The following is a 25,065-nucleotide window of genomic DNA, read 5'->3' as shown; positions in this document are numbered from 1 at the left end:
ATCTTAGGCCGACGTCGATCTGGCGGCCGCCGCCGGCTTCCCGGTAAAGTAGCCCCGCGTTGACGGCAGGAACCGGCAGACAAAGGCCAGGACGACGCCCAGGGCCAGGAGCACAACCCCGCTGACAAACGCCCCGCCGATGCCGAAGATCTGCGTGTCGCCGTAGGCCGGATCCCACATCTGGACGGCTGAGATGAAGAACGCGGCCGTCAGTAGAAGAGCCCCGAGCAGCGGAAGGATGCCCCGGAACCAGAGGTTGCGGGCCGATTCCCGGAAGGTCACACGGAAATACCAGAAGCACGCGAAGCCCGTCAGCGCGTAGTAGAAGGCGATGAACAGGCTGATGGCGCTGATGGAATCGAAGAGCAGGTTTTCGCTGAGGAAACTCATGGCCACGTAGTACACCACGGCCGCTGCGCCCATAACCTGGGTGGAGAATCCGGGGGTCTGGTTGCGCGGATGGACCTCGCCGAACTTCGGCGGCAGCGCGCCGTGGACGCCCATGGAGAGCGTGCCGCGGGCCGTGGGGAGGATGGTGGTCTGGGTGGACGAGAGCACCGAAGCCAGCACCGCAACCACCATGAGCCAGCCCCACGGACCCAGGACCACGTCCTTCATGGCCAGGAAGACGTCGCTCTGGTTCGCTTCGTTGCCCAGGCCGATCCCGTCGGTGCCCACGGTGGCGTACATCATCACCAGCAGGGCAACGGAGACGTAGATGGCCACCAGGACAAAGGCCGAAATCACGGCGCCACGCCCCGGCGTGATGGACGGGTTCTCGGTCTCCTCGTTCACCGCGAGGCAGGTATCCCAGCCCCAGTAGATGAACAGGGCAAGGAGCGCACCGTGCACCACGGCGCCCGGATCAGCAAAGGCCCCGGCCGGGTTGAACCACTCGAAATCGAAAGCCTGAATGGTTGTGGCTTCGCCGGATGCCCCGCCCGCGATCCGCACAACGATGGCCAGCGCGAAGATGCCCAGCGAGACATACTGCACGTAGGTCAGGACGCGCTGGACATGCTCGCCCAGCCGGATGCCCCGGTAATTCACCAGGGTCATAAAGACAATGAACAGCACGCCGGTGGCCGTTACCACCACCTTGTTTTCGGCCAGCGAGCCGTCGCCGATCAGCAGCCACAGGTACTGGCCTGCCACCTGTGCAAGGTTGGCCAGGACCACGATGCCGGCCAGGGCGACACCCCAGCCGCCCAGCCAGCCGGCCCAGGGGCCGAACGCCCGGCGGGACCAGGTGAACGTGGTGCCGCAGTCCGGCATGGCGCTGTTGAGCTCCCGGAAGGCGTAGGCGATGAACAGGACAGGGATGAACCCGAGGACCAGAATCAGGGGAGTGTAGTTTCCGTTGACGGCCACGATCAGGCCAAGCGTGGCGGCCAGCGAATACACGGGCGCCGTGGACGCGAGGCCCAGCATGACCGAGTCGCCGAGGTCCAGGATTCCGGTACGGAGCCCCTTGGCCGGGACGGCACCGCCGGAGGGTCCGCCGGAAGCGCCGCCCGCCGTCGTCGTCTCCGCACTCATACGGTCACCGGGCTCGGGAATATCAGGGGGCTCATAGTGCGATACCTGCCTTGCTGGAGTGGGCCTGCGCTGAAAGCGGCGCCGGGGCGTCGATGGTGTTGGGCACAAAACGGCAGAAGTAGTCGGTGATGGGTCCGTCCGATTCCCGGATCCCGCAGCCCACGGACTCGCCGTCCACCACCCAGAGGCCCAGGACCGGGTGGTTGCCGTCGAAGTCCGGCAGCGAATGGAACTGCTGATAGCACCAGCCCTCACGGCCGTACCCGCCCGGTTGCTCCATGCTGATGCCCTGCGCGTGGATCTTGATGTTGTCCCCTTCGCGGCCGTGCAGCGGCTTGGCCACCCATTCCTTCAGGGCACCCGGCTCGTTCAGGTACGCGGGCAGCAGGTTGGGATGGTTGGGGTACAGGTGCCACAGCGCGGCCAGCAAGGCCTTGTTGGAGAGCAGCATCTTCCACGCAGGCTCCACCCAGCGGGGATTGTGTGCGCGCTGCAGCAGCCGGTGCCCGAACGGCTCCTTCATCATCAGCTCCCAGGGGTACAGCTTGAACATGGTGCTGATCATGAAGTTGTCCAGGTCCACAAAGCGGTTCAGGTTGGGATCCCAGCCGATATCGGACATGTTGATGCCGATGGTGGTCCAGCCCGCCTGGCTGGCCACGTCCCGCATGTATCCGGCCGTCATCCAGTCCTCGCCAGACTCCTCAGCCTCGGAATGGGCTATGTGGAGCGTGCTCATTCCGGTGCGGTACTGCATTTTCTTCCACTGCCGGATCAGGGCCTCGTGGATGCCGTTCCACTGGTCCCTTTCCGGGAACACGTCCTGCAGCCAGAACCATTGCGCGACGGCGGCCTCGATCAGGCCGGTAGGGGTGTCGGCGTTGTACTCCAGCATCTTGGCGGGTCCGCCCTGGCCGTCATAGATAAAGTCGAAGCGCCCGTAGACATCCATGTCCGCGGCCTGCAAAGACTCAGCCGCGAGCTCCAATGCCTGCGGGCCGATGCCGATGTTCCCCATGGCGCCGGTGGCCAGGAACTTGGCTGCCTCCAGGCACATCTTGTGCATGTCCTCGGCCGTGACCTCCAGCGTCTCCACCTCGTCCATGGTGAATTCGTAGTAGGCCGCCTCGTTCCAGTATTCAATTTTCCGGCCGTCGGGCATGGTGGTGGTGGAGAAGACCAGGCCCTGCTCTTCGATCTTCTGCTTCCAGTCAGGCCTGGGCTCCGATAACAACCGCTTCACGCCTAGCCCCCTGTGCTTCCGCCCTTGGAGCTGCTGCCAAAGCCGCCCCTGCTGACCGTTCCGCCCTTGGTGCTGTACCCGGTGGAAGCCTTGGCGCCGCTGGGGATGGTGCTGGTGTAGCTCGGATACGAGGACCGGTTCTGGCCCACCCCGGGAACGCTGGCGCCGCGGGAGTAGAAGTACCACGCGTAGAGTGCACCGCTGCGCCCGGCCGAACTGTTGCACTGGGTGTCCTCCACGCGCTCGCCGGTTTCGTCGTTGAAACAGACCTGGGCGTAGTCGGCCTCATCCTGGTTACTGGCCACGACGGCGGTGATGGTGCCGGCGAGGAGTGCCGTGACTCCCAACCCCACCACAACGGTCCGCCGCTGGGAACGTTTCTTGCGCGCGGCCACATCATGGGTCTGGCGCTCGCGGTCCCGGGCGAAGGGATCAACCGTGGGAATGGGTTCATTCAGGAGTTCGGGGCGCAGTTCCGGCTTGGGCACCTGCCACGGCGGCGGCTTCGGCGCCCCCTGGTCCTTGTCTTGACCGGTGCCCTTGTCCTTGGCCGGGTCTTTGTCCGGACCGTTGCCTTGGTCCTTTTCCGGGTCCATGACGTCCCCCCTTGGTAGTCCATGCTGAACGTGGGCGCAGCTGTGCGCCGGAAGCTCAATCCTGAAATCAGCGTAGTCTCTGCCCGGTCCGGCTGCGAGCACGAAACGGGAGAGAACTGCCCATCTCCGGTTCCACCGGTGGCTGTAACGCCGGGAACCCTACACTGGAGCCATGGAAACCGCATCAGTGCTAGCCGTCTGCCGTGTCCACCAGCTCCTTCCCGACGAAGGCAGTGTGGGAGTCACCGCCATCGACAAGCGGCCGGTGGAAGGTCCCGTTAAAGTCCACAAACTCGGCCTCCACGGTGACGTCCAGGCGAGCCGGGTCCACCATGGCGGGGAGGACCAGGCCATCTACGCCTACTCCCAGGATGATGCCGACTACTGGGCGAAGGAGCTTCAGCGCGACGTCCCGCCCGGGATCTTCGGCGAGAACCTCCGTGTTGCGGGCATCGAAACCACCGGGGCAGTGATCGGCGAACGCTGGAAGATCGGGCTCGACGTCGAAGTTGAAGTCACCTCGCCGCGCGTCCCGTGCGCCGCCTTTCAGCGTCGGATGGGGGAGCCGCAATGGGTCAAGCGCTTCACGGAAGCGGGCCGGGTTGGTACCTACCTGCGCGTGATCCGCACCGGTACCGTCCAGGCCGGCGACCACATCCACCGGCTTTTCGTGCCGACCCACGGCATCACCATCGGAAAGTGGTTCAGCGAACCTGACCTTGAGTCTATGGAAGCGTTGAGGGATGCCGACGCCGACGGTGAGATCCGCCTCCAGCCCGAGTACCACGACACCTTTGAGGCGCTATTGCGGCGGCTGGGACGGTAGCGTTACGGCCTCAGCCGCATGGAACCGACGGCCGTGTGCGCAAGCTCACCGCCGCCGTCGTACGTTCAATTAGCCGCAAAGCGGATCTGTACCTTACACTTGAAACATCCCCCACTCCGGAAATCCCTTATTCCTGCCCAATTTTTGAGGCAGGACTGGCAAGTGTTGGGGCCCGCTATTGTGATGCGGGCATTTTCATAGGGAGAGCCGGCTAAAGAAAACGCTGTACAGACTGCTGGGATAGCAGCCAAGAGATGCAGCGGGAAGTCCTGCCACGGGATTGCGAAAGCGCCGGACTTCTAAGTGACCGGCCGGTCAATGTATGCCCGGCACCCACGGCACACGTACTGCGGCTCCGCTCACCTCGGGTTGTGCCGCCTGGCCCCCTATGGATGAGGAAATTTCCTATGCCTGAAAATCAGACCAACACCGAGACGGCTGCCACCGCCGAAGCAGTAACTGCCGAAACCGTCGCCGTCGAATTCACCGAGGCCGTTGCCCCCGCAGCAGAGCCCGCCGCCACCGAAGCTGAAGCCCCCGCCGCTCCGGCTGAAGAAGCCCCCGCCAAGGTCGAAGAAGCGCCTGCCGCTCAGACCGAGGCGCCTGCCAAGGTCGAAGAGGCGCCCGCCGCTAAGGCTGAGGAAGCCCCCGTCAAGGCCGAGGAAGCCGAAGAAGAGGGCGTCAAGTTCGCCGATCTCGGCATCGACCCCCGCGTCCTCGCCGCCCTGCAGGATGTCGGCTATGAAAAGCCTTCCCCCATCCAGGCAGCAACCATCCCGCTGCTGCTTGAAGGCCGCGACGTCGTGGGCCTCGCCCAGACCGGCACCGGCAAGACTGCAGCATTCGCAGTACCGGCCCTGTCCCGCCTGGCCGAACTCCACGACCTCAACGGCCCGTCACGCAAGACCCAGGCCCTGGTCCTGGCCCCGACCCGCGAGCTGGCGCTCCAGGTAGCCGAGGCCTTCACTTCGTACGCCAAGCACATCGATGACTTCACCGTCCTCCCCGTCTACGGCGGCTCCGCTTACGGCCCTCAGCTCGCCGGCCTGCGCCGCGGTGCCCAGGTTGTTGTCGGTACTCCCGGCCGTGTGATCGACCACATCTCCAAGGGTTCCCTGGACCTGTCCGAGCTCCAGTACCTGGTGCTGGACGAGGCCGACGAAATGCTGCGCATGGGCTTCGCCGAAGACGTGGAGCAGATCTTCCAGCAGACCCCGTCGGACCGCCAGGTTGCACTGTTCTCGGCCACCATGCCGAGCCAGATCCGCCGCATGTCCAAGCAGTACCTGAACAACCCGGCCGAGATCTCGGTCAAGTCCAAGACCACCACCGGCGCCAACACCCGCCAGCGGTACCTGCAGGTTATGGGCCCGCACAAGCTTGACGCCCTGACCCGCATCCTCGAGGTTGAAGAGTTCGACGGCGTTATCGCCTTTGTGCGCACCAAGATGGCTACCGAGGACCTGGCTGACAAGCTGAAGTCCCGCGGCTTCCAGGCTGCCGCCATCAACGGCGACATCCCGCAGCAGCAGCGAGAACGCACTGTCGAGGCGCTGAAGGAAGGCCGCATCGATATCCTGGTGGCCACCGACGTCGCGGCCCGTGGCCTTGACGTTGAGCGCATCAGCCACGTGGTCAACTACGACATCCCGCACGACACCGAGTCTTACGTGCACCGCATCGGCCGCACCGGCCGTGCAGGCCGTTCCGGTGACGCCATCCTGTTCATGACGCCGCGGGAGAAGTACCTGCTGCGTTCCATCGAGAAGGCAACCCGCCAGCCGGTGGAGCAGATGCACCTGCCCACGGCCGAGACCGTGAACACGCTGCGCCTGGGCAAGTTCGCCGAGCGCATCACGGAGACCCTCGAGTCCGAGGACGTTGCCGCGTTCCGCGACCTCATCTCCTCCTACGAGGAAGAGCACAACGTGCCGGCCTCGGAGATCGCTGCTGCGCTGGCCGTGATGGCCCAGGGCGGTCAGCCTCTGCTCGTCAAGGAACTGGCCGCAGCTCCCGATTTCCAGAAGCGCGAGCGCTCCAAGGACGGCTTCGGCTCACGTGGCCCCACCCGTACGCTCACTGAGGGCAACGCCACCTACCGGATCGCCGTCGGACGCCGCCAGCGCGTTATGCCGGGTTCCATCGTTGGCGCCATTGCCAACGAAGGCGGCATCTCCTCGGCCAACATCGGCGGCATCGACATCCGTGCGGACCACTCCCTCGTGGAGCTCCCGGCGGACCTCAGTGCCGACCAGCTGAAGGCTCTGTCCCGCACCCGGATCGGAGGCGAGCTGATCCACCTCGAACTGGACAACGGCCGCAAGCCCTCCGGCGACGGCGAGCGTGGCGGCTACCAGGGCAACCGTGGCGGCGACCGTGGCGGCTACCAGGGCAACCGTGGCGGCGGCGAGCGTGGCGGCTACTCCGGCGGTGGCGCCGGCGGCGGAGACCGTGGCGGCAACTTCAAGGGCAACGGCGGGTTCAAGAAAGAATTCCGCAAGACCGACGGCGAGCGTAGCTCCGCTGACCGCGGCGGCCGCTCCTTCAGCGACCGCAACGAGCGCAGCGTGGGCACCGACGCGGCACGCAAGCCGCGCACCGAAGGCGGCTTCAAGCCCCGCAACAAGTGGTAACCACTGCTTCCTAAAGTGAACTGAGAACGGGCCGGCTTCCTGCCGGCCCGTTCTGCTTTAAGGTTGCTGCTTAAGTTCGCTTGGTCACATCCCTTCAGAGATCCGTCCCCGGGCCGGGTCATGGGCCGTCCGGAGGGCCCGGGAAGCCCGGATTTCCGGCACTTTTGGCGCCGCGGGCGTCGTTCTGGAGCCGATTTGTTGGTGGCCAAATCTTCCGGTAGAGTATTTACTCGTTGCCCCCCTAGCTCAGTGGTAGAGCGCGTTCTTGGTAAGAACGAGGTCACCGGATCGATTCCGGTGGGGGGCTCTGGATGAGGGCCTGTGTCAAGGCGGTTTTTGACCGGCTTGGCGCAGGTTTTTCTCATTCGTGGCGGTGTAGCTCAGTTGGTTAGAGCGTACGACTCATAATCGTGAGGTCGGGAGATCGAGCCTCCCCACCGCTACCAAAACCGCAGGTCAGAGGCACATTGCCTCTGACCTGCTTTTGTTTAAGCCCCGCTCCAACGGAAACCCAACTAATTGAGTCTAGGTTGATCGTTTTTCGTCGTGCTGTGACCCCCATTGGGGAGGCCTGTACCACGCTCGAGCCTGTGGAAAAGCCATGCATAGTTCTTTGCATGTCCTTGGAACGTTTAAAGAAAATGGCGTTTTCTTTACACGTTGTGCCATACGTTGCTCGTTTCTTTCTATGTCGAACTGGGATCCGAAGAAGCCGCACAACTAACGGTCGCCCGAAGCACTGAAACCTCACCCCTCACCGCAGGGCAGGCACCGCGCGGCCGCTACAGCCTACCCATCCGGCCCGGCCCAGGGGCACAATGGGCCGCATGGGCCAGCTCATCTACTCAGCAATCGCGTCACTGGACGGATACGTCGCGGACCGCAACGGCAACTTCAGCTGGAGCGAGCCGGACGCGGAAGTCCATACGTTCGTCAATGATCTCGAACGCGATGTGGGCACCTACCTTTTCGGCCGCCGCATGTACCAGGTCATGTCTGCGTGGGAAACCTTCGATACGCCCGATCAGCCGGACTACATCCGGGACTTCGCGCGGATCTGGCAAGAGGCAGACAAAGTTGTCTACTCCACCACTCTCAACGCTGTATCCACGGCCAAGACCAGGATCGAGCGGACCTTTGTTCCCGACGCCGTCCGGGACCTCAAGAACGCCACGGACGCGCACATCAGCATCAGTGGCCCCACGCTGGCCGCTGCCGCGCTCCGGGCCGGGCTGGTGGAGGAATGCCGCGTGTTCCTCAATCCGGTGGCCGTGGGAGGAGGCCTGCGCTTCCTGCCGGACGGGCTGGGCATGCGGCTGGAACTCCTCGAAGAGCACACCTTTGGAAACGGCGTGGCCTACCTCCGCTATCGCACACGGAGATAAGGAGCAGAATGGGGCATGACCAGCATCGTTATCATTGGCGGCCACGGCAAAGTGGCCCTCCACCTGTCCACGCTTCTTACAACCGAAGGTCACAGTGTCACGTCGATCATCCGCAACCCGGACCATGCCGCTGACATCGCGGCTACCGGTGCTACGCCGTCGGTCCTGGACGTTGAAAATTCGACGACGGCGGCAATCGCCGACGCCCTCAGGGGCCATGACGCCGTGGTCTGGTCCGCCGGGGCCGGGGGAGGAAGCCCGGAACGCACTTATGCGGTGGACCGTGACGCGGCCATCCGGTCGATGGACGCGGCGGCGGAGGCCGGCGTCGGGCGATATGTGATGGTGTCCTACCTGGGCGCGGGGCCGGACCACGGCGTCCCGGCCGAGAACAGCTTCTTTGCCTACGCGGACGCCAAGGCGGCGGCGGATGAGTACCTGCGCGGCACCGCACTGGCCTGGACCATCCTGGGTCCGGGGACGCTGACGGACCAGCCGGGGACAGGGCTCATCGAAGTGGACCCCGGAACGGACGGCAGCCGGGCAACCTCCCGCAGCAACACGGCCAGTGTGGCCGCCGCGGTGCTTGACCTTCCCGAAACGGCGGGGAGGACCATCGAATTCCGTGACGGCACACTCCCGATTGCCGCCGCCCTGGAGCCGCAGCCGTAGCCGAGGGGCCGGCCGCGACGCTGGAATAACACGGCGTCGGAGCACGCAGCTTAGTCCGGAACCGCGAGCTCCAGGTCCAGGGTGTTCCTTTCCACGTAGTCGAGGGCGCACCGCACGGCTCCCACGGTCACGATTGAATCCCCCAACGGTGAGACCGCCACCCGCGGGGGAGTGACGGTGTACTCCGTCAGGTGCCTGGCGATCGGCTCGAGCAGCACGCCGGCGGAGTTTGCTACGGCCCCGCCGATGACTACGAGTTCGGGGTTGATCATGGTAGCCACGGCCCCGATAACCCGGGCCATCCTGTCGGCCAGCCGTTCAAGGATCTCCAGCGCCACAGCATCGCCGTCCGCGGCGGCTGCGAAGACGTGCTCAGCTTCGGCGCCACTGGCGGCGTAGTCCCGGAGCGACGTCTTGTTCATGCCCGCGAGCGCCTCTGCGGCCCATCTCCTGGCCAGTGCGGCGATACCGTACGTATCTCCCACTCCCTCCAACATGTCGAGGAAGGCGAGCTCGCCGGCGCCTCCGCCGCGGCCGTGCAACAGCCGTCCGCCGTCGATCACGCCCGAACCGAGGCGCTCACTCGCGAGGATGACCACGACGTCGTCCACGCCGGCAGCGGCGCCCCGCCAGCGGTCGCCCAGGGCGGCCAGGTTGGCATCATTTTCCAGAAGAACCGTCCAGCCCCGCCGGTCCCGTAGTGCAGACTTCAGGCCGACGTCGAACAGTCCCCAGAAGTGCTGCGTCACCAGCACAACGCCGTTGCGGTCCACCGGCGCCGCAATGCCGGCGCAGACCGCCAGAACGGAATCGGGGGAGGCTCCCACGCTGTGGAGGGCCATCATGGCGGTGCGGTCAATCACGGCGATACGTTCCTCTGCCGGGATGTCCGCTTCCGCGAAGGGTTGGCTGGACCTGCCGAGTGCCTTTCCGCGAAGGTCGGACACCACGACGGTGGCCTTGGAGACACCTACGTCCATGCCCAAAACGTAGCCTGCGCGTTCGTTGAGCTCGAACCGCCGTGCCGGCCTGCCTTTCTGGTAGCCGCCGAATGCCCGCTGGTTTTCCAGCTCCCGGATCCAGCCTCGGTGCATGAGGTCCTCGCACACTGATATAGCCGTGGCCCGTGTCAGTCCGGTGGCTTCCATCACGTCGGTGACCGTTACGGCCTGCGACGCGCGCATAAAATCCAGGACGGCTCCGGCACTCACGCGCCTGAGTAGCTGGGGCGTTGCGACGGAAATTTCGGACATGGTGTTGACCCCCTGTGTTCTACACCACATAATACTTGAGTAACTAAATTTAGATTCCAAATAAACGATGCATTGCCGTGCGGACCGGATGGCCACCGACCGCCGGCCTTCTCCCGTCCTTCACTCAGCCTTTGCAAAGGAGTAACCGTGAACCGCATCCCGAAGCACTGCCCGCCCTCACCGCAGTCCCCTCCCCGTCCTGTGAACGCCGCTGTGCCCGCAACACTGCCCAATAGGCGCTCGCTGTTCCGGGCGGCCGGCCGCCGCTGATCAAGCAGACGGCTTTGCTCGGCCTGGACAACCCGGCCGGCGTCGTCTTCCTGCACGTGCTGGGCGGAATCTCGTTCAACGCGCTGCTGTACATCGCGTTCGTCCGCTCCATACCTGTGGAGCTGGAGGAATCGGCCCGGATGGACGGCGCCACCACGTGGCAGGTGTTCCGCAAGATCATCTTCCCGCTGCTGGCCCCCATGAACGCCACCGTGGGCATCTTCGCTTTCCTGGGCTCGTGGAACGACTTCCTGTTGCCGCAGATGATGATCGCGGACCCGGCGCTGCAGACCCTCCCCGTGGTCCAAATGCTGTTCCAGGGCGAATTCAACACGAACTACAGCCTCGCGTTCGCGTCCTACCTGATGGCCATGGCACCCACCCTGGTGGTTTACATCCTGGCCCAACGTTGGGTACTGTCCGGAGTCATGCGCGGGGCCGTTAAATAGCCAGATCAATCCACCCAGCAACAACAATCCAACAAAGAGAAAAGGATCATCCTTTGCCCACCACCGCCACTCTGGCAACCCTGTCCGACTCTGACCGTTTGAGCGATCCCAACTGGTGGCGCCAGGCCGCGGTGTACCAGATCTATCCGCGCAGTTTCTCCGATTCCAACGGCGACGGACTGGGTGACATCAAGGGCATCACCGCTAAGGTCCCGTACCTGAAAGCATTGGGGATCGACGCCGTATGGCTCAGCCCGTTCTATCCGTCGGCCCTGGCCGACGGCGGCTACGATGTGGACGACTACCGCGATGTGGACCCCAAGCTCGGCACCCTGGCAGACTTCGACGAGATGGCCGCGGCACTGCACGCCGCCGGCATCAAGCTGATCGCCGACATCGTCCCCAACCACTCCTCGAACCGGCACGAATGGTTCAAGGAAGCCCTCGCCTCGCCGAAGGGATCCGCCGCCCGCGGCCGCTACATCTTCCGTGACGGCAAGGGACCCAACGGCGAATTCCCGCCGTCGGACTGGGATTCCGTCTTCGGCGGCCCTGCCTGGGAGCGCATCACCGAACCTGACGGAACACCCGGCCAGTGGTACATGCACATCTTCGCGAAGGAGCAGCCGGACCTGAACTGGGCCAGCCGGGAGGTCCGCGATGACTTCCTCAAGACCCTGCGTTTCTGGTCCGACCGCGGCGTGGACGGCTTCCGCGTGGACGTGGCACACGCCCTCACCAAGAACCTCACCGAGCCGCTTCTCTCCAAGCTGGAGCTGAGCGCGGCCAACACCGGCACCGACGGTTTCGACGACGGTTCGCATCCCTTCTGGGACCGGGACGACGTCCACGACATTTACCTTGAATGGCGCGAAGTCTTCAACGAATACAACCCGCCGCGCACCGCCGTCGCCGAGGCATGGGTGCACGCCACCCGCCGCGCCCGCTACGCCAGCCCTGAGGGCTTGGGCCAGGCCTTCAACTTCGACCTGCTGCAGGCCGACTTCGATGCCGAGGATTTCCGCGAAATCATCACCCGCAACCTCGCCGAGGCGGCTGCGACCGGTGCGTCCTCCACCTGGGTTTTCTCCAACCACGACGTCGTCCGGCATGCCACGCGCTACGGCCTGCCCAAGGCGTCCAAGGGCAAGAAGCACGCCAAGGGCCAGGACGGCAAGGGCTGGCTGCTGGCCGGTGGCCCCAAGGAGGAGCTCGACGGAGAGCTTGGCGAGCACCGTGCCCGCGCCGCAACCCTGCTCATGCTCGCTGTGCCCGGTTCGGCCTACCTTTACCAGGGCGAGGAGCTGGGCCTGCAGGAAGTGGCGGAGATTCCGGACTCCGAACGCCAGGACCCCGCGTTCTTCCGGAACAAGGGTGTTGAGGTGGGCCGCGACGGCTGTCGCGTGCCCCTGCCGTGGAATGTTGAGGGAACCTCATTCGGTTTCGGCAACGGCGGCGCACACCTGCCGCAGCCGGACTGGTTCAGCAAGTACGCGGTCGAAGCACAGGACGGCACCAAAAACTCCACCCTGGAGCTGTACCGCTCAGCCCTGAAGCTGCGCCGGGAACTGCAGGCCGGGGAGGAGCTGGAATGGGTGGAGACCAGTATCCCCGACGTCCTGCACTTCCGCCGCCCCGGCGGCTGGCAGTCCGTCACCAACTTCGGGGACACCGCCGTCGAGCTGCCGGCAGGGACCGTACTGGTCAGCAGCTCCCCGCTGGAGGACGGCAGACTGGCCGCCAACAGCACGGTCTGGCTGCGCTGACCTAACTCAATATCAAGCACAGGTGGCGGGGCCCGGCCGGGCCCCGCCACCTGTGTCTGCCGCGACTCATGAAAGAGTGAAGCAATGACTGAACCCAACGTTCCTTCGTCCGCGCAGGAACTCATCTATGGATGCATGGGCCTGGGCGGCAGCTGGTCCGACGTGCCACATGGCAGCGACCATGTGAACGAGGCCGCTGCCGCCGTCGAGGCGGCGCTGGCTGCCGGAATCACGTTGTTCGACCACGCCGATATCTACCGCAGCGGCAAGTCCGAAACGGTGTTCGGCGAGGTGCTCGCGGCAACGCCCGGGCTGCGTGACCGGATCAGGCTGCAGACCAAGTGCGGGATCCGGCTCAGCGAACGCGGGCTGGCCACGCACTATGACCTCAGCCGGGAATCCATCCTGGAGCGGGTCGACGGCAGCCTGAAGAGGCTACAGACGGACTTCGTGGACGTGCTCCTGCTGCACCGCCCCGATCCGCTGACGGACGTTGCGGAGGTGGCGGCCGCCGTCGGGCAACTGCTGGCCGACGGCAAGGTGCGGAAGATCGGTGTTTCCAACATGTCCGGCGCGCAGATCGAGGCGTTGCAGGACCGGCTGGAGGTGCCCGTGGTAGCCAACCAGCTGGAGATGAGCCTGCTGAAGCGGGCCTGGCTGGAGAGCCAGGTTCTGGTGAACCATCCTGAGTCGGTAGATTACAGCTTCCCGCACGGGACCCTGGAATACTGCAGCAGCAACGGCGTCACCCTCCAGGCCTATGGTGCGCTGGCCCGCGGGCTGTACACCGGTGCGGGTCCGGATGATCCGACGGCGGCGGAAGCTGCCACTGCAGTGCTGGTGGGGGAGCTGGCACGGGAGCACAACACCACGGGGGAGGCGGTACTCCTGGGCTGGCTTATGAAGCACCCCGCGGGGATCGCGCCGGTGATCGGGACCGTGAATCCCGCAAGGATCGCTGCCTGCGCGGACGCCGCACGGGTGGCAGAAGCCCTGACGCGGGCCCAGTGGTACGGGCTGTGGATTACTGCGCGGGGCAGCAATATCCCCTGAGGCGATCAGAGGGTTGTGAGAAGCCCGGCCACGTCGTCAAGTGCTCCTGGAACCAGGGAGTAATAGGCCCAGGTTCCGCGCTTTTCGCGGTGCAACAGACCTGAGTCCACCAGGATTTTCAGGTGGTGGGAGACCGTGGGCTGGCCTAGGTCCAGTGACTCTGTCAGGTCGCATACGCAGGATTCACCGGAGGACTCGGCCTTAACCATGGACAGCAGCCGCAGCCGGTTCGGGTCGGCCAGGGCTTTGAAGACCAGGGACTTCTGCTTGGCCTCATCCGCGCCCAGGGCGGGTTGCCCTGCCGGTGTACAGCAGGCTTCTTCCGTACTCGGCTCAAGGGTGGGGAGCGCGTTCATGTACCCATTATGCCTGAATATTGACCAGCATCAATGTATGGGCTCCGCGTTCCCGGCCCGTCAGTCCGGCGACGCTTATGAGCTGGTCCTCGCCAGGGCGTGCGGAAGAACGACGTCGTCCGCGGTTCGAGCGGCGGAGGGGAAGAGGATGGCGAGTAGCCCCACGCCTACCGCCGCTCCGATCAGCTGCGCCAGGACGAAGCCGGGAACGGAAGCAGGTGCGATGCCGGCGAACGTGTCACTGAAAATGCGGCCGACGGTCACTGCCGGGTTCGCGAACGAAGCCGATGACGTGAACCAGCACGCGGCTCCGATGTAGGCACCCACGGCCGGCGCGGCGAGCGCGCCGCGGTTGGTGGCGGCGAGGGCGAAGATCAGCAGGACGAGTCCTGCGGTGGCGACGATTTCGCCCAGCAGGTGCCCCGTGGTGGCGCGGTCTTTGACCGAGATGGAGGTTCCCACCTCAAACATGGCGTTCGCGACGACGCTGCCGCCGATCGCCCCGACCGTCTGCGCTATCACATAGGTGCCAAGCTCCCGCAGGGTCAGCCCGGTTCCGCTGCGCCGGCCCAGGACCCAGTCCACGAGCGAGACCACAGGATTGAAGTGCGCGCCGCTGACGGGTCCGAACATGAGGATCAGCACCGTCAGGCCGAGCACTGTGGCGGTACTGTTCTGGAGCAGTTGCAGGCCAACATCGTCGGGGGAGAGCTGCTGCGCGGCGATCCCGGAACCGACGACGATGGTTACGAGAAAGCTGGTGCCGATCAGTTCGGCGACGGCGCGGCGCCACAACGGCGGCTGGTTGGAAGTCATGCCAACAGCTTGACTCAAGAAATTAACTCAGTCAAAATTGAACCAATGATTACTGAGTCAGCTGAAGCTTTTCAGGCGCGGGTCGCAAAGCATGCCGCCCTCGCAGATCCTGCGCGGCTGCGCATTGTGGACCTGCTGACATTGGGCGACCTTTCCCCCATGGAACTGCAGGCCGAGCTCGGGATGCCGTCGAACCTGCTGTCCCACCATCTGCGGACCCTGGAAGGGGCGGGTCTGGCGACCCGGCATCGTTCAGAGGCAGACAGGCGGCGCAGCTACGTCCGGCTCGCTGCGGGGGCGCTCGAAGGGCTGGCGCCGGGGGCTGAACACGGAGCCCGCCGCGTCCTCTTCGTCTGCACGCGGAACAGTGCACGGTCCCAACTCGCCGCCGCACTCTGGATGCAGATCAGCAACATCCCTTCGACCTCGGCAGGAACCCACCCCGCGGACCGCATGGCCCAGGGGGCTATCGATGTCGCCCGCCGCCACGGCGTCGAACTCGGAGACCTCTCCCCGCGCCGGCTGGACCAGGTGGCGCACGCTGAAGACTTTGTCGTGACCGTGTGCGACAACGCCCATGAGGAACTCGCCGGCCTTCGGAGTATTCACTGGTCTGTTCCGGATCCACTGCGACTGAACACTGACGAAGCCTTCGAGGACGCCTTTACTGATATTTCGCACCGCATCGACGACCTGTCGCCCCGCCTGCACGCCGCTTAGCCCGACTAGTTAACCCCGACTAAACCCCGACTGATGAGAATATTGACAATCATCAATGTATTGTTCGATACTGCATAGATCGACAAGCATCAATATCCAGTCAGTCAGTCAGGCGGTGCGGGCATGAAGGCCTCAACCACACCGTTCCACACCCAACTGATTCCAGGAGAAACCCGTGAGCACAGAAACCGCCAAGAAGCCCTCCGTCCTGTTCGTCTGCGTCCACAACGCCGGCCGTTCCCAGATGGCAGCCGCTTTCCTCACCACGCTGTCCAAGGGCGGCGTTGAGGTCCGTTCCGCAGGCTCCCAGCCCGCAGACAAGGTCAACCCAGCCGCCGTCGAGGCCATGGCGGAACTGGGCATCGACATGTCTGCAGAGATCCCCAAGGTCCTCACCACCGAGGCCGTCAAGGAGTCCGACGTCGTCATCACCATGGGCTGCGGCGACGAATGTCCGTACTTCCCCGGCAAACGTTACGAGGACTGGGTCCTGGAGGACCCTGCCGGGCAGGGCGTGGACGCGGTCCGCCCCATCCGTGACGAGATCAAAACGCGCATCCAAGGACTCATCGAGTCCCTGATCCCGGCCACCAAGTAACCCGCCCCCACGCATTTTCAAGCATCAGGAGAGTCCTTCGTGAGCACCGACGCCAGCACCGAACAGTTGATCATCATTGGGTCCGGCCCTGCCGGTTACACGGCCGCCATCTACGCCGCCCGCGCGGGGCTCAGCCCGCTGGTCCTGGCCGGATCGGTCACGGCAGGCGGGGCCTTGATGAACACCACCGAAGTGGAGAACTTCCCGGGCTTCCCGGGCGGTGTCCAAGGACCCGAGCTCATGGACGGGCTGCAGGAGCAGGCCGAAAAATTTGGCGCACAGGTGAAGTTCGACGACGTCACTGAAGTCACGCTGACCGGTCACCTCAAGCGCGTGGTGACCGGAGCCGGCGACGCTTACGAGGCTCCTGCCGTCATCCTCGCCACCGGCTCCGTCTACAAGGAACTGGGCCTGCCCGAAGAGAAGAAACTCAGCGGACACGGAGTGTCCTGGTGCGCCACCTGCGACGGCTTCTTCTTCCGCGAGCAGGACATCATTGTGGTCGGCGGCGGCGACTCCGCCATGGAGGAAGCAACCTTCCTGACCCGCTTCGGAAAATCCGTGACCGTCGTCGTCCGCAAGGGCGAGCTGCGCGCCTCCCGCATCATGGCCCAGCGGGCCAAGGACAACCCGAAAATCAGCTTCGCCTGGAACTCAGCCATCACCGCCATCCACGGCGATTCCAAAGTCGCCGGCGTCACCCTCACCGACACCCGCACGGGCGAAACACGAGAACAGGCCGCCACCGGGATCTTCGTGGCCATCGGTCACCTGCCGCGCACGGAACTCGTGGCCGGGCAGGTCGATCTGGACGACGAGGGCTACATCAAAGTCGACTCGCCCACCACCGTCACCAACCTCACCGGCGTTTTCGCGTGCGGCGACTCGGTGGACCACCGCTACCGCCAGGCGATCACGGCCGCCGGCACCGGATGCGCCGCAGCCCTCGACGCTGAACGCTACCTCGCCGCCCTGGACGATGCTGACAGCATCGCCACGGCGCTGGTCGAAGAGCCAACACACGCCTGATCACAGGGAAGGGAGAGGGGGTGAGCTGGATGGACACCGAATGCTGCACCGATACGGGCTGCTGCGACGAGGAGGATCTGGACTGCTGCTAGCCACCGCGCCCCTCACCGAACCGGCCACACCAACGGATGAAACAGAGGACAGCATGGATTCAGTGAAGAAGCTTCCCGTCGCCATCATCGGCGCCGGCCCCGTCGGACTCGCCACCGCGGCCCACCTGCTCGAACGCGGCCTCAAGCCTCTGATCTTCGAAGCCGGCCCGACCGCGGGATCCGCCATCGAAGCGTGGCGCCACATCCGGCTGTTCTCACCCTGGCGGTTCAACCTCGACGCCGCCGCCGTCCGCCTACTCGAAGCCTCCGGCTGGGACTCGCCCCGGCCCACGGCACTGCCCTACGGCGGGGAACTCGTCGACAACTACCTGGCCCTACTGGCTGCACTCCCGGCCATCAGCTCGCAGCTGCAGACCGGCGCCAGGGTCATCGCCGTGACCCGCGCCGGCATGGACAAGACCCACACCCGCGACCGCGAGAACACACCCTTTATCGTCCGGGTCGAACACGCCGGCGGCGAGGTCCGCGACCACACGGTCGCGGCGGTCATTGACGCGTCCGGCACCTGGTCCACCCGGAACCCGCTCGGCACTTCCGGCCTGCCCGCCAGCGGCGAAAGCGCGGCCGCGGACCGGATCTCATCGCCCCTGCCGGACGTCACCGGACGGGACCGGGCGTCCTTCGCGGGCCGCCGCGTCCTGGTCGTCGGAGCCGGGCACTCGGCCGCGAATACCCTGATCAACCTCGCGGACCTCAGCAAGGAAGAACCCGGAACCACCATCCTGTGGGCCGTCCGCGGGCCCTCGGCGGAGAAGGTCTACGGCGGCGGGGACGCCGACGGACTGCCCGCCCGGGGCCAGCTCGGCTCCCGGCTCCGCCGACTCGTTGAGGCAGGGACCATCGACCTGCACACAGGCTTCGGCATCTCCTCGCTGAAGACCCTGGACACCCACGTGAGCATCGAAGCCGTCGACGGACGGACCCTGGACGCCGACGTCATCGTTGCCTGCACCGGGTTCCGGCCCGACCTGGACATCCTGCGCGAGTTGCGCCTGAACCTGGACGCCGCCGTCGAAGCACCTGTCGAGCTCGGCCCGCTGATCGACCCCGAATTCCACTCCTGCGGCACGGTCCAGCCGCACGGCGCCAGGCTGCTGGCCCACCCGGAGAAGGACTTCTACATCGTCGGCATGAAGTCATACGGCCGCGCTCCGACCTTCCTGCTGGCCACCGGCTACGAACAGGTCCGCTCCGTCGCAGCAGCCCTTGCCGGCGACCGCGAAGCCGCGGACACCGTCCACCTCGAACTCCCCGAAACTGGAGTCTGCTCCGCCGACGGCGGCACCAGCTGCGAGGACCCGGCAGCCTCCACAGCAGCGGGCTCGGCGGAAACGGGCTGCTGCGCCGTGCCGGAACCGGTCCTCGTTGGATTCCCCAGCGGGCTGGCTCACGGCCGCTCCGGCGAACAATGACCACAACCACCACAACGATCACCGCCGTTCCGGACGCGCTCAAGGGAGTACTGCCATGACCGAACACCGAGAAACGACGCTGGGGCTGCAGGGCAACACTGAAATCCTGCACCGGATCAGCAACCGCCTCGCCGACCGTTTCACCGGGATATTCGCCACCGCAACCGTCGAACGCTACGTCTTCGGTGCCTACACGGCCTTGGCCAGGACAGCGAAGATCAGCGCCTACCTGCGTTGAAGCCAAAGGCAGGATCCGGGTCGGCTCGGCCGGGTCCATGCCGGCATCTGAACTGGATCCGACCGTTGTGACTGCGATGTCCGAAATGGGCTTGGACCTGGCCAACGTCTATCCGAAGCCGCTCACGGACGACGTCGTTCGCGCATCCGATGTCGTCATCACCATGGGCTGCGGTGACTCCTGCCCGATCTACCCCGGGAAACGCTACGAAGACTGGGACCTCACCGACCCCGCCGGAGAATCCCTGGAGACCGTCCGGGTCATCCGCGACGAAATCCATGAACGCATCAAATCCCTTGTCGGCTCCCTCCTGGCCGCACAACAGAAAGAAGACACCAACGCATGACCGAAAGCATCAAGACTCCCCGCATCCTGTTCGTTTGCAGCAAGAACGGCGGCAAGTCCCAACTGGCGGCCGGTCTCATGCGGGACCTCGCCGGGGACGACGTCACCGTTTACTCGGCAGGCACCAAGCCGGGCAGCTCCCTGAACGACCAGGCCGTGGAATCCCTGAACGAACTCGGCATCAACATCACGGGCGAGCACCCTAAGCCTGTCACTGACGAGGTGCTCGACGCCGTCGACGTCGTCATCGTTCTGGGCACCGAAGCCAAACTCGAACCCCGCGAAGGCACCCGCTTCGAAACCTGGGAATCCGACGAACCTTCCACCCGGGGCATCGAAGGCACGGAACGCATGCGCCTCGTCCGCGACGACATCAACACCCGCGTCCGAAAGCTCTATGCGGAACTCACAGGCAACTGAGCGTGGGCCCACGCCCGCCGGGTTCCCTGGCCGAGCTTGCGAGGTCAGGGAGCGGGTGGGGAGCGTAGCCCGGTCGTATCTGTATTGTTCAGCACGTCCGGCACCATCGCTTAGCGCTGGCGGTGCCCGGACAGATACGGTAGTAGCATGACGTCACCCACCGCCACCGAGACCTTACGCCCCAAACGCAACATCCCAGCAGAAATCGCCCGTTCGTGGCTTCTGGTCAACGCCATGAAAACCGACCTGTTTGACCAGTCGGCTGTTTCGCGCGCTGACTCGATCATCCTGGACATCGAGGACGCCGTGGACCCGTCGCAAAAGGACGAGGCGCGCGGACATGTGATTGATTGGCTCAGCGGCGGCGGCCAGGCCTGGGTCCGCATCAATGATGCCACCAGCCCGTTCTGGGCCGATGACCTTGCCGGGCTGCGCGGTACCCCGGGCCTGCTCGGCGTGATGCTCGCCAAGACCGAATCAGCCGACCAGGTGACCGAAAGCTTCCATCGGATGGACGGCAAGACGCCCGTCATCCCGCTCGTGGAGTCGGCGCTCGGCATCGAGGAAGCCAACCACATCGCCAAGGCCCAGGGCGCCTTCCGCCTTGCCTTCGGCTCCGGCGACTTCCGCCGCGACACCGGCATGGCGGCCACCCCGGAGGCCATGGCCTACCCGCGCGCGAAACTGGTGGTTGCCAGCCGCGTCGGCAACCTGCCGGGCCCCATCGACGGCCCCACCGTCGGCACCAACCACCCCATCCTGCGCGAGCAGACCGGCATCACCGTGATGATGGGCATGACCGGCAAGCTGTGCCTGGCCATCGATCAGACGAACGTCATCAACGAAGTCATCAGCCCCACCCCGTCGGACGTCGCCTGGGCCACGGACTTTATGTCCGACTTCGAAGCCAACGGCCGCGTCATCCGCGACGGCTCGGACCTGCCCCGCCTGGGCCGCGCCGAAAAGATCATGAAGCTCGCGGTAGCGTTCGGCGTGCAGCCGGCGCTGTAGCGCCACCCGTTTATCCAAAGCACAGGAGACCCCGTGACCGATACTCGCTATCTGGTTCACGGGGTCTTTTGGGACGGCGTCCCGGCGCAGTCGGTAGGGCACGACGGCGGCAGCCCGGTTCTGCGCCTTCAGTCACCGCCCGGGGGTCTCCGCGACGTCAGCCTCGAGGCGGGCGCCAGGCTCGGGTTCGCGGTGGCCGATCACGGCAGGTTCTGCCTGGGGCACCACAAGGTCCACTCAGCCAGCAGCCGAGACCACATCCTGTGCCCCACAAGCGCCCCCGCAGTGAAGGGCAAGCAGTGCGAACGCTGCTTTGTGGTGGACGATTCCCGCCTTATCCACGATTTCCACCGGGGCGGTCGTGTTCCGGACGGGCTGCGCACGTACCTTCTGCAGGATCACTGGCTCTACGTGGCCACCTTCGCCGGGGGCGCCAGCAAGGTGGGCACGGCGTCCCACCTGAGGAAATGGAACCGGCTCGCGGAGCAGGGAGCGGTGGTGGCGCGGTATGTTGCCAGGGCGGAGGACGGCCGGGTGGTGCGGCTCCTCGAGGACATGGTGACCAGGGAGTCCGGGCTGGCGCAGCAGGTCCGCTCCGCCGCCAAGGCCGAAGCCCTCGCGGGGCCGTTGCCAACGGCTGCACTGGACGGCATCAACAGCGCCCACGCGGCAGCGGTCCGCACACTGCTGGGCCAGGCCGCCGTCGAAGGTTTCAGCACAGAAGGTTTCAGCATTGTGGACGAAGGGTGGGTGCGGCCGGCGCAGGCGGCGGGGCTCTGTGCCCCAACGGCGCGCCACGCCTACCCCCATCCGTTGGAACAGGGAAAGCACGGCTTCGGAATCACCGCTCTGAGCGGGACCAACGCCCTCGCCAGCCTGGCCGGAACGGACGCGGCGTTTGTGGTGAACCTTGGCCGTCTGACTGCCCGTACCATCGTCCTGGGGGACTTCGCCTCGGAAGTGCCGGCCGTGCAGGAATCGCTGTTCTGAACGTGCTCGGTAGACTGTCACAGTGCTCAAAGAATTCTGGGAGTCAGCGCCCACCTCGTATAAAGTCCTGGTATTCGGCGCCATGGGCCTCATCGGCGTCGGGATCATCCTGAACCTGGTGGGCAACACCACCAACAACCGTGACCTCGCCATGGCGTCCCTTGCGGTCATCGGCCTGGGCCTGGTCCTGCACATCGCCGGGATTGTGGTGCGGGGCCAGACTATTCGGAAGAACCTCAAGCGTTAGCGGCAGCGTTCCGGAGTACGTGGCTGCGGGCGTGCTCCACAGCCTCGGGCAGGGACGTGAACAGGTGCTTGTGATGCCGCAGCGAGCGGATGACGCCGACGTTGGTGACGAGTTCGAGGTGTTGGGGCTGGACGCCCTTCAGCAGGACTGTCACGCCGCGCAGCTCCAGCGCCGAGATGACCTCCACCAGCATGTGGGCTCCGGTGGCGTCGAGCATCCGCACCTGTGACAGCCTGATTATTGCCACCTGGATGTCCCGGACCTGGCTGATTTCCTGCAGGACGCGTTCCGCGGCGCCGAAGAACATGGCCCCGTCCAGCCTGAAGAGCGCGATGTGCTCGTCCCCGGCCTCGGGCGGCCCCGGAATTTCCTCACGCTTTACGCTGCTGAGCGTGGCGAACTTCCGCAGCGTAAAGAGGGCCGCGGCGACAAGCCCGATCTCGATGGCCACGATCAGGTCGAAGGCCACGGTAATAAGGGCCGTCAGGATGAACACGAAGGCGTCGGCGCGGGTGGAGCGCATGATGGCGGTGACCGTGTGCCGTGAAACCATACGGGTTGCCGTGACCATCAGGATCCCGGCCAGGACCGCCAGCGGGATCTTCCCTACCAGACCGGCCGCCAGGTAGATGATGGCCAGCAGCACGAGCGCGTGAACAATCGCGGAGAGCCGGGTCTTGGCGCCGGAGCGTACGTTGACCGCGGTCCGGGCGATGGCACCCGTGGCCGGCATGCCGCCGAAGAACCCCGCCGCAACGGAGGCGAGTCCCTGCCCCATGAGCTCCCTGTCCGGGCTGTAGGTCCCGGAGGGCCTCCCGTCAGGGCCAACCATGCCGGCTGCCACCCGTGCGGACAGCAGGGACTCGATAGCGGCCAGTATCGCGATTGACACCGCGGGCATCAGCAGCCCGCCCAGCGCTTCCGGATCAAGGGACGGCATCGACGGTGCGGACAGGGAATGTGGCAGGGCGCCGATCCGTGGAATGTCCACGTGCAGCAGCTCGGCCGCCACGGTGGCCAGCAGCACTGCGATCAGGCTCGCGGGCAGGGCTTTGTTCAGCTTCGGCAGCAGGAGCATCACGGCGGCCACACCCACCACGACGCCGAGCGTCTGAAGCACCGCGGGCAAGGTGGCCTGGGAGGCGCTCTCGAAGGCGGCCAGCAGGGTGTTGTGGCCCGGTATCCCCGCGGTGCCGGTGGCCATGGGGACCTGCTGGAGGAAGATGATCGCGGCGATGCCGAGCGTGAAGCCCTCCACCACCGGCCACGGGATGAAGGCAACCGCCCGGCCCAGCCCGCTGATGCCGAGGATGGCCACTAGCAGCCCTGCGACCAGGGAGACCAAGGCGATGCTGCCGACGCCGTGCGTAGCGACGACCGGGGCCAGCACCACGACCATCGCGCCGGTGGGGCCGGAGACCTGGACGTGCGAGCCGCCCATGACCGCAGCCACCAGGCCGGCCACGACGGCGGTGATGAGTCCGGCTTCGGCGCCGACGCCCGAACTCACTCCGAATGCCAGGGCAAGCGGCAGGGCCACAATCCCCACGGTGATGCCGGCCAGCAGATCCGTTTTCCAGGACGAGCTCAGCCCGTCATAGTCGCGGCGGGACGGCAGGAACCGGCTGAGATGCGCCAGGGCGGCCCTCATGAATTTGAACTTTTCAGATGCTCGCTAGGCAGTCCCTGCGCGAGTTTGAGCTGTTCGTTGGAGTCGGCCAGGCTGTCGAGGAGGAAGATCCGGGCGATGGTCAGCAATTCGGCGATCTTCGGATGGGCCAGCCGGTAGGTCACGGTGTTTGCGGAACGGACCGAGGTCACCACCCCGTGCCGGCGCAGAGTGGCGAGATGCTGGGAAAGGTGGGATGCCTCGAGGCCCGTCTCGGACAGCAGGTAGCCGACGGTCGCCGAGTTATCCGGCGCCGCGGACAGCAGTTCAAGCACGCGGATCCGCGCCGGGTGGGCGAGGGCCTTGAACAGGTTCGCCTTGATCTCGTACAAGGGGGTTTGCGCTGCCGAGATCATCGCTGCCTGTGCTTTCTCGTCACCGCGGATCGGAGGACCGGCCGTGAATTGATGAATTGATGTTTTCATCATACCGCATTTGGTAATCCTGTACAGCCTCATGTCTTCGGCGCGGGCGCCCGGACGCGTGACGCTAGGCTTGAACCCATGACTATCAATCCGGACCTGCAGGGCCGCAGCTACCCTGCCGCAGAGGTTTACGACGTCGGCCGCGAGAAGATCCGCGAGTTCGCCCGCGCGGTCAAGGCCACGCACCCAGCCCATTTCGACGTCGAGGCCGCCAAGGCTCTGGGGCACAAAGACCTGGTGGCACCACCTACGTTCGCCATCATCATCGCCCAGCGCGCCGATGCCCAGCTGATCGAGGATCCGGATGCCGGCATCGACTTCTCCCGCGTGGTCCACGCCGACCAGCGATTCATCCACCACCGCCCCATCGTTGCCGGCGACCGCCTCGTTGCCGAACTGCACGTTGACGGCGTCCGCGCCATGGGCGGCGGGGCCATGATCACCACCCGCCAGGAAATCTTTGCCCTGACCGACGGCGGCAACAAGTCGCGCGAGGCAGTCGCCACCACCACGTCATCCATCCTCGTCCGCGGAGAGGGACAGTAACCATGAGCCCCAGCATCCACGAACTCAGCGCCGGCCAGGACATCGGCAGCCGGACCATCGAGGTCACCCGCACCGACCTGGTCAAGTACGCCGGCGCGTCCGGCGACTTCAACCCCATCCACTGGAACGAAGCCTTCGCCACCGGTGTTGCACTGCCCGGCGTCATCGCCCACGGCATGTTCACCATGGGCGCTGCGGTGCAGCTGGTGACCGACTGGGCAGGCGACCCCGCCGCCGTCGTCGATTTCCAGACCCGCTTCACCAAGCCCGTCCTGGTGGCAGACACCACCGGCACGCCGGAACCCGGGGCCACCATCGAGGTCAGCGGCGCCATTGGCAAGCTCGACGCCGATTCCGGCACCGCCCGCGTGGACCTCACCGTGGTCTCGGCGGGCCAGAAAGTACTGATGAAGGCCCAGGCCGTCGTCAGGCTGGCCTGAACAGA

At 65.4% G+C, this 25,065-nt stretch carries 26 protein-coding genes, 2 tRNA genes and 1 pseudogene; 21 read left to right on the top strand and 8 right to left on the bottom strand.

The annotated features are described in order from the left end of the window. Nucleotides 1-3 precede the first annotated feature (3 nt). The 3 genes from ACQCSW_RS15880 to ACQCSW_RS15870 are packed head-to-tail and all read right to left on the bottom strand — an operon-like array spanning nucleotide 4 to nucleotide 3,378. On the bottom strand, nucleotides 4-1,539 hold the full coding sequence (locus tag ACQCSW_RS15880; RefSeq protein ID WP_426987366.1) for an APC family permease: 1,536 nt from the start codon (nucleotides 1,537-1,539) through the stop codon (nucleotides 4-6). Between the two features lie 31 nt (nucleotides 1,540-1,570). Next, nucleotides 1,571-2,782 (bottom strand): glutathionylspermidine synthase family protein, encoded by a 1,212-nt coding sequence (locus tag ACQCSW_RS15875; protein WP_426987364.1) that lies wholly within the window; start codon nucleotides 2,780-2,782, stop codon nucleotides 1,571-1,573. Between the two features lie 2 nt (nucleotides 2,783-2,784). Further along, nucleotides 2,785-3,378: a Tat pathway signal protein gene (locus ACQCSW_RS15870; protein ID WP_426987362.1), complete on the bottom strand. Its 594-nt coding sequence runs from the start codon at nucleotides 3,376-3,378 to the stop codon at nucleotides 2,785-2,787. A 172-nt stretch (nucleotides 3,379-3,550) separates the two neighbouring features. On the opposite strand from ACQCSW_RS15870, the gene ACQCSW_RS15865 reads away from it, so the two are divergent. From ACQCSW_RS15865 to ACQCSW_RS15840, 6 genes are all read left to right on the top strand, one after another. Further along, entirely contained in the window at nucleotides 3,551-4,204 is a 654-nt protein-coding gene (locus ACQCSW_RS15865) for an MOSC domain-containing protein (protein WP_426987360.1), read from the top strand. A gap of 407 nt (nucleotides 4,205-4,611) precedes the next feature. Then, on the top strand, nucleotides 4,612-6,837 hold the full coding sequence (locus tag ACQCSW_RS15860; RefSeq protein ID WP_426987358.1) for a DEAD/DEAH box helicase: 2,226 nt from the start codon (nucleotides 4,612-4,614) through the stop codon (nucleotides 6,835-6,837). Between the two features lie 235 nt (nucleotides 6,838-7,072). Continuing rightward, nucleotides 7,073-7,144 (top strand) — tRNA-Thr (locus ACQCSW_RS15855). Nucleotides 7,145-7,206: 62 nt separating this feature from the next. Beyond that, nucleotides 7,207-7,283, top strand: a tRNA-Met gene (locus ACQCSW_RS15850). A gap of 381 nt (nucleotides 7,284-7,664) precedes the next feature. Beyond that, nucleotides 7,665-8,222, top strand: coding sequence for a dihydrofolate reductase family protein (locus ACQCSW_RS15845; protein WP_426987356.1), 558 nt, complete (start codon nucleotides 7,665-7,667; stop codon nucleotides 8,220-8,222). Nucleotides 8,223-8,237: 15 nt separating this feature from the next. After that, nucleotides 8,238-8,894 carry an SDR family oxidoreductase gene (locus ACQCSW_RS15840; protein WP_426987354.1) on the top strand — a complete coding sequence of 219 codons (657 nt, stop codon included), beginning with the start codon at nucleotides 8,238-8,240 and terminating at the stop codon, nucleotides 8,892-8,894. Nucleotides 8,895-8,944: 50 nt separating this feature from the next. On the opposite strand, the gene ACQCSW_RS15835 is transcribed toward ACQCSW_RS15840, so the two are convergent. Then, on the bottom strand, nucleotides 8,945-10,147 hold the full coding sequence (locus ACQCSW_RS15835; RefSeq protein ID WP_426987352.1) for an ROK family transcriptional regulator: 1,203 nt from the start codon (nucleotides 10,145-10,147) through the stop codon (nucleotides 8,945-8,947). A 263-nt stretch (nucleotides 10,148-10,410) separates the two neighbouring features. Here ACQCSW_RS15835 and ACQCSW_RS15830 point away from each other — a divergent pair. The 3 genes and pseudogenes from ACQCSW_RS15830 to ACQCSW_RS15820 all read left to right on the top strand — a co-directional run. Next, nucleotides 10,411-10,866: pseudogene (locus tag ACQCSW_RS15830) on the top strand (carbohydrate ABC transporter permease); the annotation flags it as partial. A 53-nt stretch (nucleotides 10,867-10,919) separates the two neighbouring features. Continuing rightward, nucleotides 10,920-12,632, top strand: coding sequence for a glycoside hydrolase family 13 protein (locus tag ACQCSW_RS15825; protein ID WP_426987350.1), 1,713 nt, complete (start codon nucleotides 10,920-10,922; stop codon nucleotides 12,630-12,632). A gap of 84 nt (nucleotides 12,633-12,716) precedes the next feature. Continuing rightward, entirely contained in the window at nucleotides 12,717-13,685 is a 969-nt protein-coding gene (locus ACQCSW_RS15820) for an aldo/keto reductase (RefSeq protein ID WP_426987348.1), read from the top strand. Between the two features lie 5 nt (nucleotides 13,686-13,690). Here the strand turns inward: ACQCSW_RS15820 and ACQCSW_RS15815 are convergent, their stop codons facing one another. Both ACQCSW_RS15815 and ACQCSW_RS15810 read right to left on the bottom strand, forming a co-directional pair. After that, nucleotides 13,691-14,041, bottom strand: a complete 351-nt coding sequence (locus tag ACQCSW_RS15815; protein ID WP_354250497.1) for a metalloregulator ArsR/SmtB family transcription factor — start codon at nucleotides 14,039-14,041, stop codon at nucleotides 13,691-13,693. Nucleotides 14,042-14,116: 75 nt separating this feature from the next. Further along, nucleotides 14,117-14,857: an aquaporin gene (locus ACQCSW_RS15810; protein WP_426987345.1), complete on the bottom strand. Its 741-nt coding sequence runs from the start codon at nucleotides 14,855-14,857 to the stop codon at nucleotides 14,117-14,119. A gap of 45 nt (nucleotides 14,858-14,902) precedes the next feature. Between ACQCSW_RS15810 and ACQCSW_RS15805 the strand changes: the two genes are divergently transcribed. The 10 genes from ACQCSW_RS15805 to ACQCSW_RS15760 all read left to right on the top strand — a co-directional run bounded on the left by ACQCSW_RS15805 (nucleotide 14,903) and on the right by ACQCSW_RS15760 (nucleotide 21,980). Further along, nucleotides 14,903-15,577 carry an ArsR family transcriptional regulator gene (locus tag ACQCSW_RS15805; RefSeq protein ID WP_426987343.1) on the top strand — a complete coding sequence of 225 codons (675 nt, stop codon included), beginning with the start codon at nucleotides 14,903-14,905 and terminating at the stop codon, nucleotides 15,575-15,577. 175 nt (nucleotides 15,578-15,752) lie between these two features. Continuing rightward, complete coding sequence (locus tag ACQCSW_RS15800) at nucleotides 15,753-16,175, top strand: arsenate reductase ArsC (RefSeq protein WP_426987341.1); 423 nt, start codon at nucleotides 15,753-15,755, stop codon at nucleotides 16,173-16,175. Nucleotides 16,176-16,214: 39 nt separating this feature from the next. Continuing rightward, nucleotides 16,215-17,204 (top strand): thioredoxin-disulfide reductase, encoded by a 990-nt coding sequence (trxB, locus tag ACQCSW_RS15795; protein WP_426987339.1) that lies wholly within the window; start codon nucleotides 16,215-16,217, stop codon nucleotides 17,202-17,204. 145 nt (nucleotides 17,205-17,349) lie between these two features. After that, the gene (locus tag ACQCSW_RS15790) at nucleotides 17,350-18,729 is read left to right on the top strand and encodes an FAD-dependent oxidoreductase (protein ID WP_426987337.1); all 1,380 of its coding nucleotides are present in this window, start codon (nucleotides 17,350-17,352) and stop codon (nucleotides 18,727-18,729) included. Between the two features lie 55 nt (nucleotides 18,730-18,784). Then, nucleotides 18,785-18,967 (top strand): three-helix bundle dimerization domain-containing protein, encoded by a 183-nt coding sequence (locus ACQCSW_RS15785; protein WP_426987335.1) that lies wholly within the window; start codon nucleotides 18,785-18,787, stop codon nucleotides 18,965-18,967. 37 nt (nucleotides 18,968-19,004) lie between these two features. Continuing rightward, a complete protein-coding gene (locus tag ACQCSW_RS15780) occupies nucleotides 19,005-19,313 on the top strand; it encodes a hypothetical protein (protein ID WP_426987333.1) in 309 nt (102 codons plus the stop codon). Beyond that, a complete protein-coding gene (locus ACQCSW_RS15775; protein ID WP_426987331.1) occupies nucleotides 19,310-19,732 on the top strand; it encodes a low molecular weight phosphatase family protein in 423 nt (140 codons plus the stop codon). The genes ACQCSW_RS15780 and ACQCSW_RS15775 overlap by 4 nt, the downstream gene beginning before the upstream one ends. A gap of 147 nt (nucleotides 19,733-19,879) precedes the next feature. Continuing rightward, nucleotides 19,880-20,743 carry an HpcH/HpaI aldolase/citrate lyase family protein gene (locus tag ACQCSW_RS15770; RefSeq protein ID WP_111906681.1) on the top strand — a complete coding sequence of 288 codons (864 nt, stop codon included), beginning with the start codon at nucleotides 19,880-19,882 and terminating at the stop codon, nucleotides 20,741-20,743. 33 nt (nucleotides 20,744-20,776) lie between these two features. Beyond that, nucleotides 20,777-21,733, top strand: coding sequence for a DUF2797 domain-containing protein (locus ACQCSW_RS15765; RefSeq protein WP_426987329.1), 957 nt, complete (start codon nucleotides 20,777-20,779; stop codon nucleotides 21,731-21,733). A gap of 22 nt (nucleotides 21,734-21,755) precedes the next feature. Beyond that, complete coding sequence (locus ACQCSW_RS15760; protein ID WP_426987327.1) at nucleotides 21,756-21,980, top strand: DUF3188 domain-containing protein; 225 nt, start codon at nucleotides 21,756-21,758, stop codon at nucleotides 21,978-21,980. Here ACQCSW_RS15760 and ACQCSW_RS15755 read toward each other — a convergent pair. Both ACQCSW_RS15755 and ACQCSW_RS15750 read right to left on the bottom strand, forming a co-directional pair. Next, nucleotides 21,970-23,631, bottom strand: coding sequence for a SulP family inorganic anion transporter (locus ACQCSW_RS15755; protein WP_426987325.1), 1,662 nt, complete (start codon nucleotides 23,629-23,631; stop codon nucleotides 21,970-21,972). The two genes, ACQCSW_RS15760 and ACQCSW_RS15755, sit on opposite strands and share 11 nt — an antisense overlap. Next, entirely contained in the window at nucleotides 23,628-24,005 is a 378-nt protein-coding gene (locus tag ACQCSW_RS15750; protein WP_426990714.1) for an ArsR/SmtB family transcription factor, read from the bottom strand. Before ACQCSW_RS15750 ends, ACQCSW_RS15755 begins: the two co-directional genes overlap by 4 nt. Nucleotides 24,006-24,152: 147 nt before the next feature. On the opposite strand from ACQCSW_RS15750, the gene ACQCSW_RS15745 reads away from it, so the two are divergent. Together ACQCSW_RS15745 and ACQCSW_RS15740 are read left to right on the top strand one after the other, a co-directional pair. Then, the gene (locus tag ACQCSW_RS15745) at nucleotides 24,153-24,620 is read left to right on the top strand and encodes an FAS1-like dehydratase domain-containing protein (protein ID WP_426987323.1); all 468 of its coding nucleotides are present in this window, start codon (nucleotides 24,153-24,155) and stop codon (nucleotides 24,618-24,620) included. Between the two features lie 2 nt (nucleotides 24,621-24,622). Continuing rightward, the gene (locus tag ACQCSW_RS15740; protein ID WP_426987321.1) at nucleotides 24,623-25,060 is read left to right on the top strand and encodes a MaoC family dehydratase; all 438 of its coding nucleotides are present in this window, start codon (nucleotides 24,623-24,625) and stop codon (nucleotides 25,058-25,060) included. Nucleotides 25,061-25,065 lie beyond the last annotated feature (5 nt).

This window comes from Pseudarthrobacter sp. Y6 (genome assembly GCF_050156205.1).
In the GTDB taxonomy this organism is placed as follows: domain Bacteria; phylum Actinomycetota; class Actinomycetes; order Actinomycetales; family Micrococcaceae; genus Arthrobacter.
This window is presented reverse-complemented; position numbering and strand designations above follow the sequence as displayed.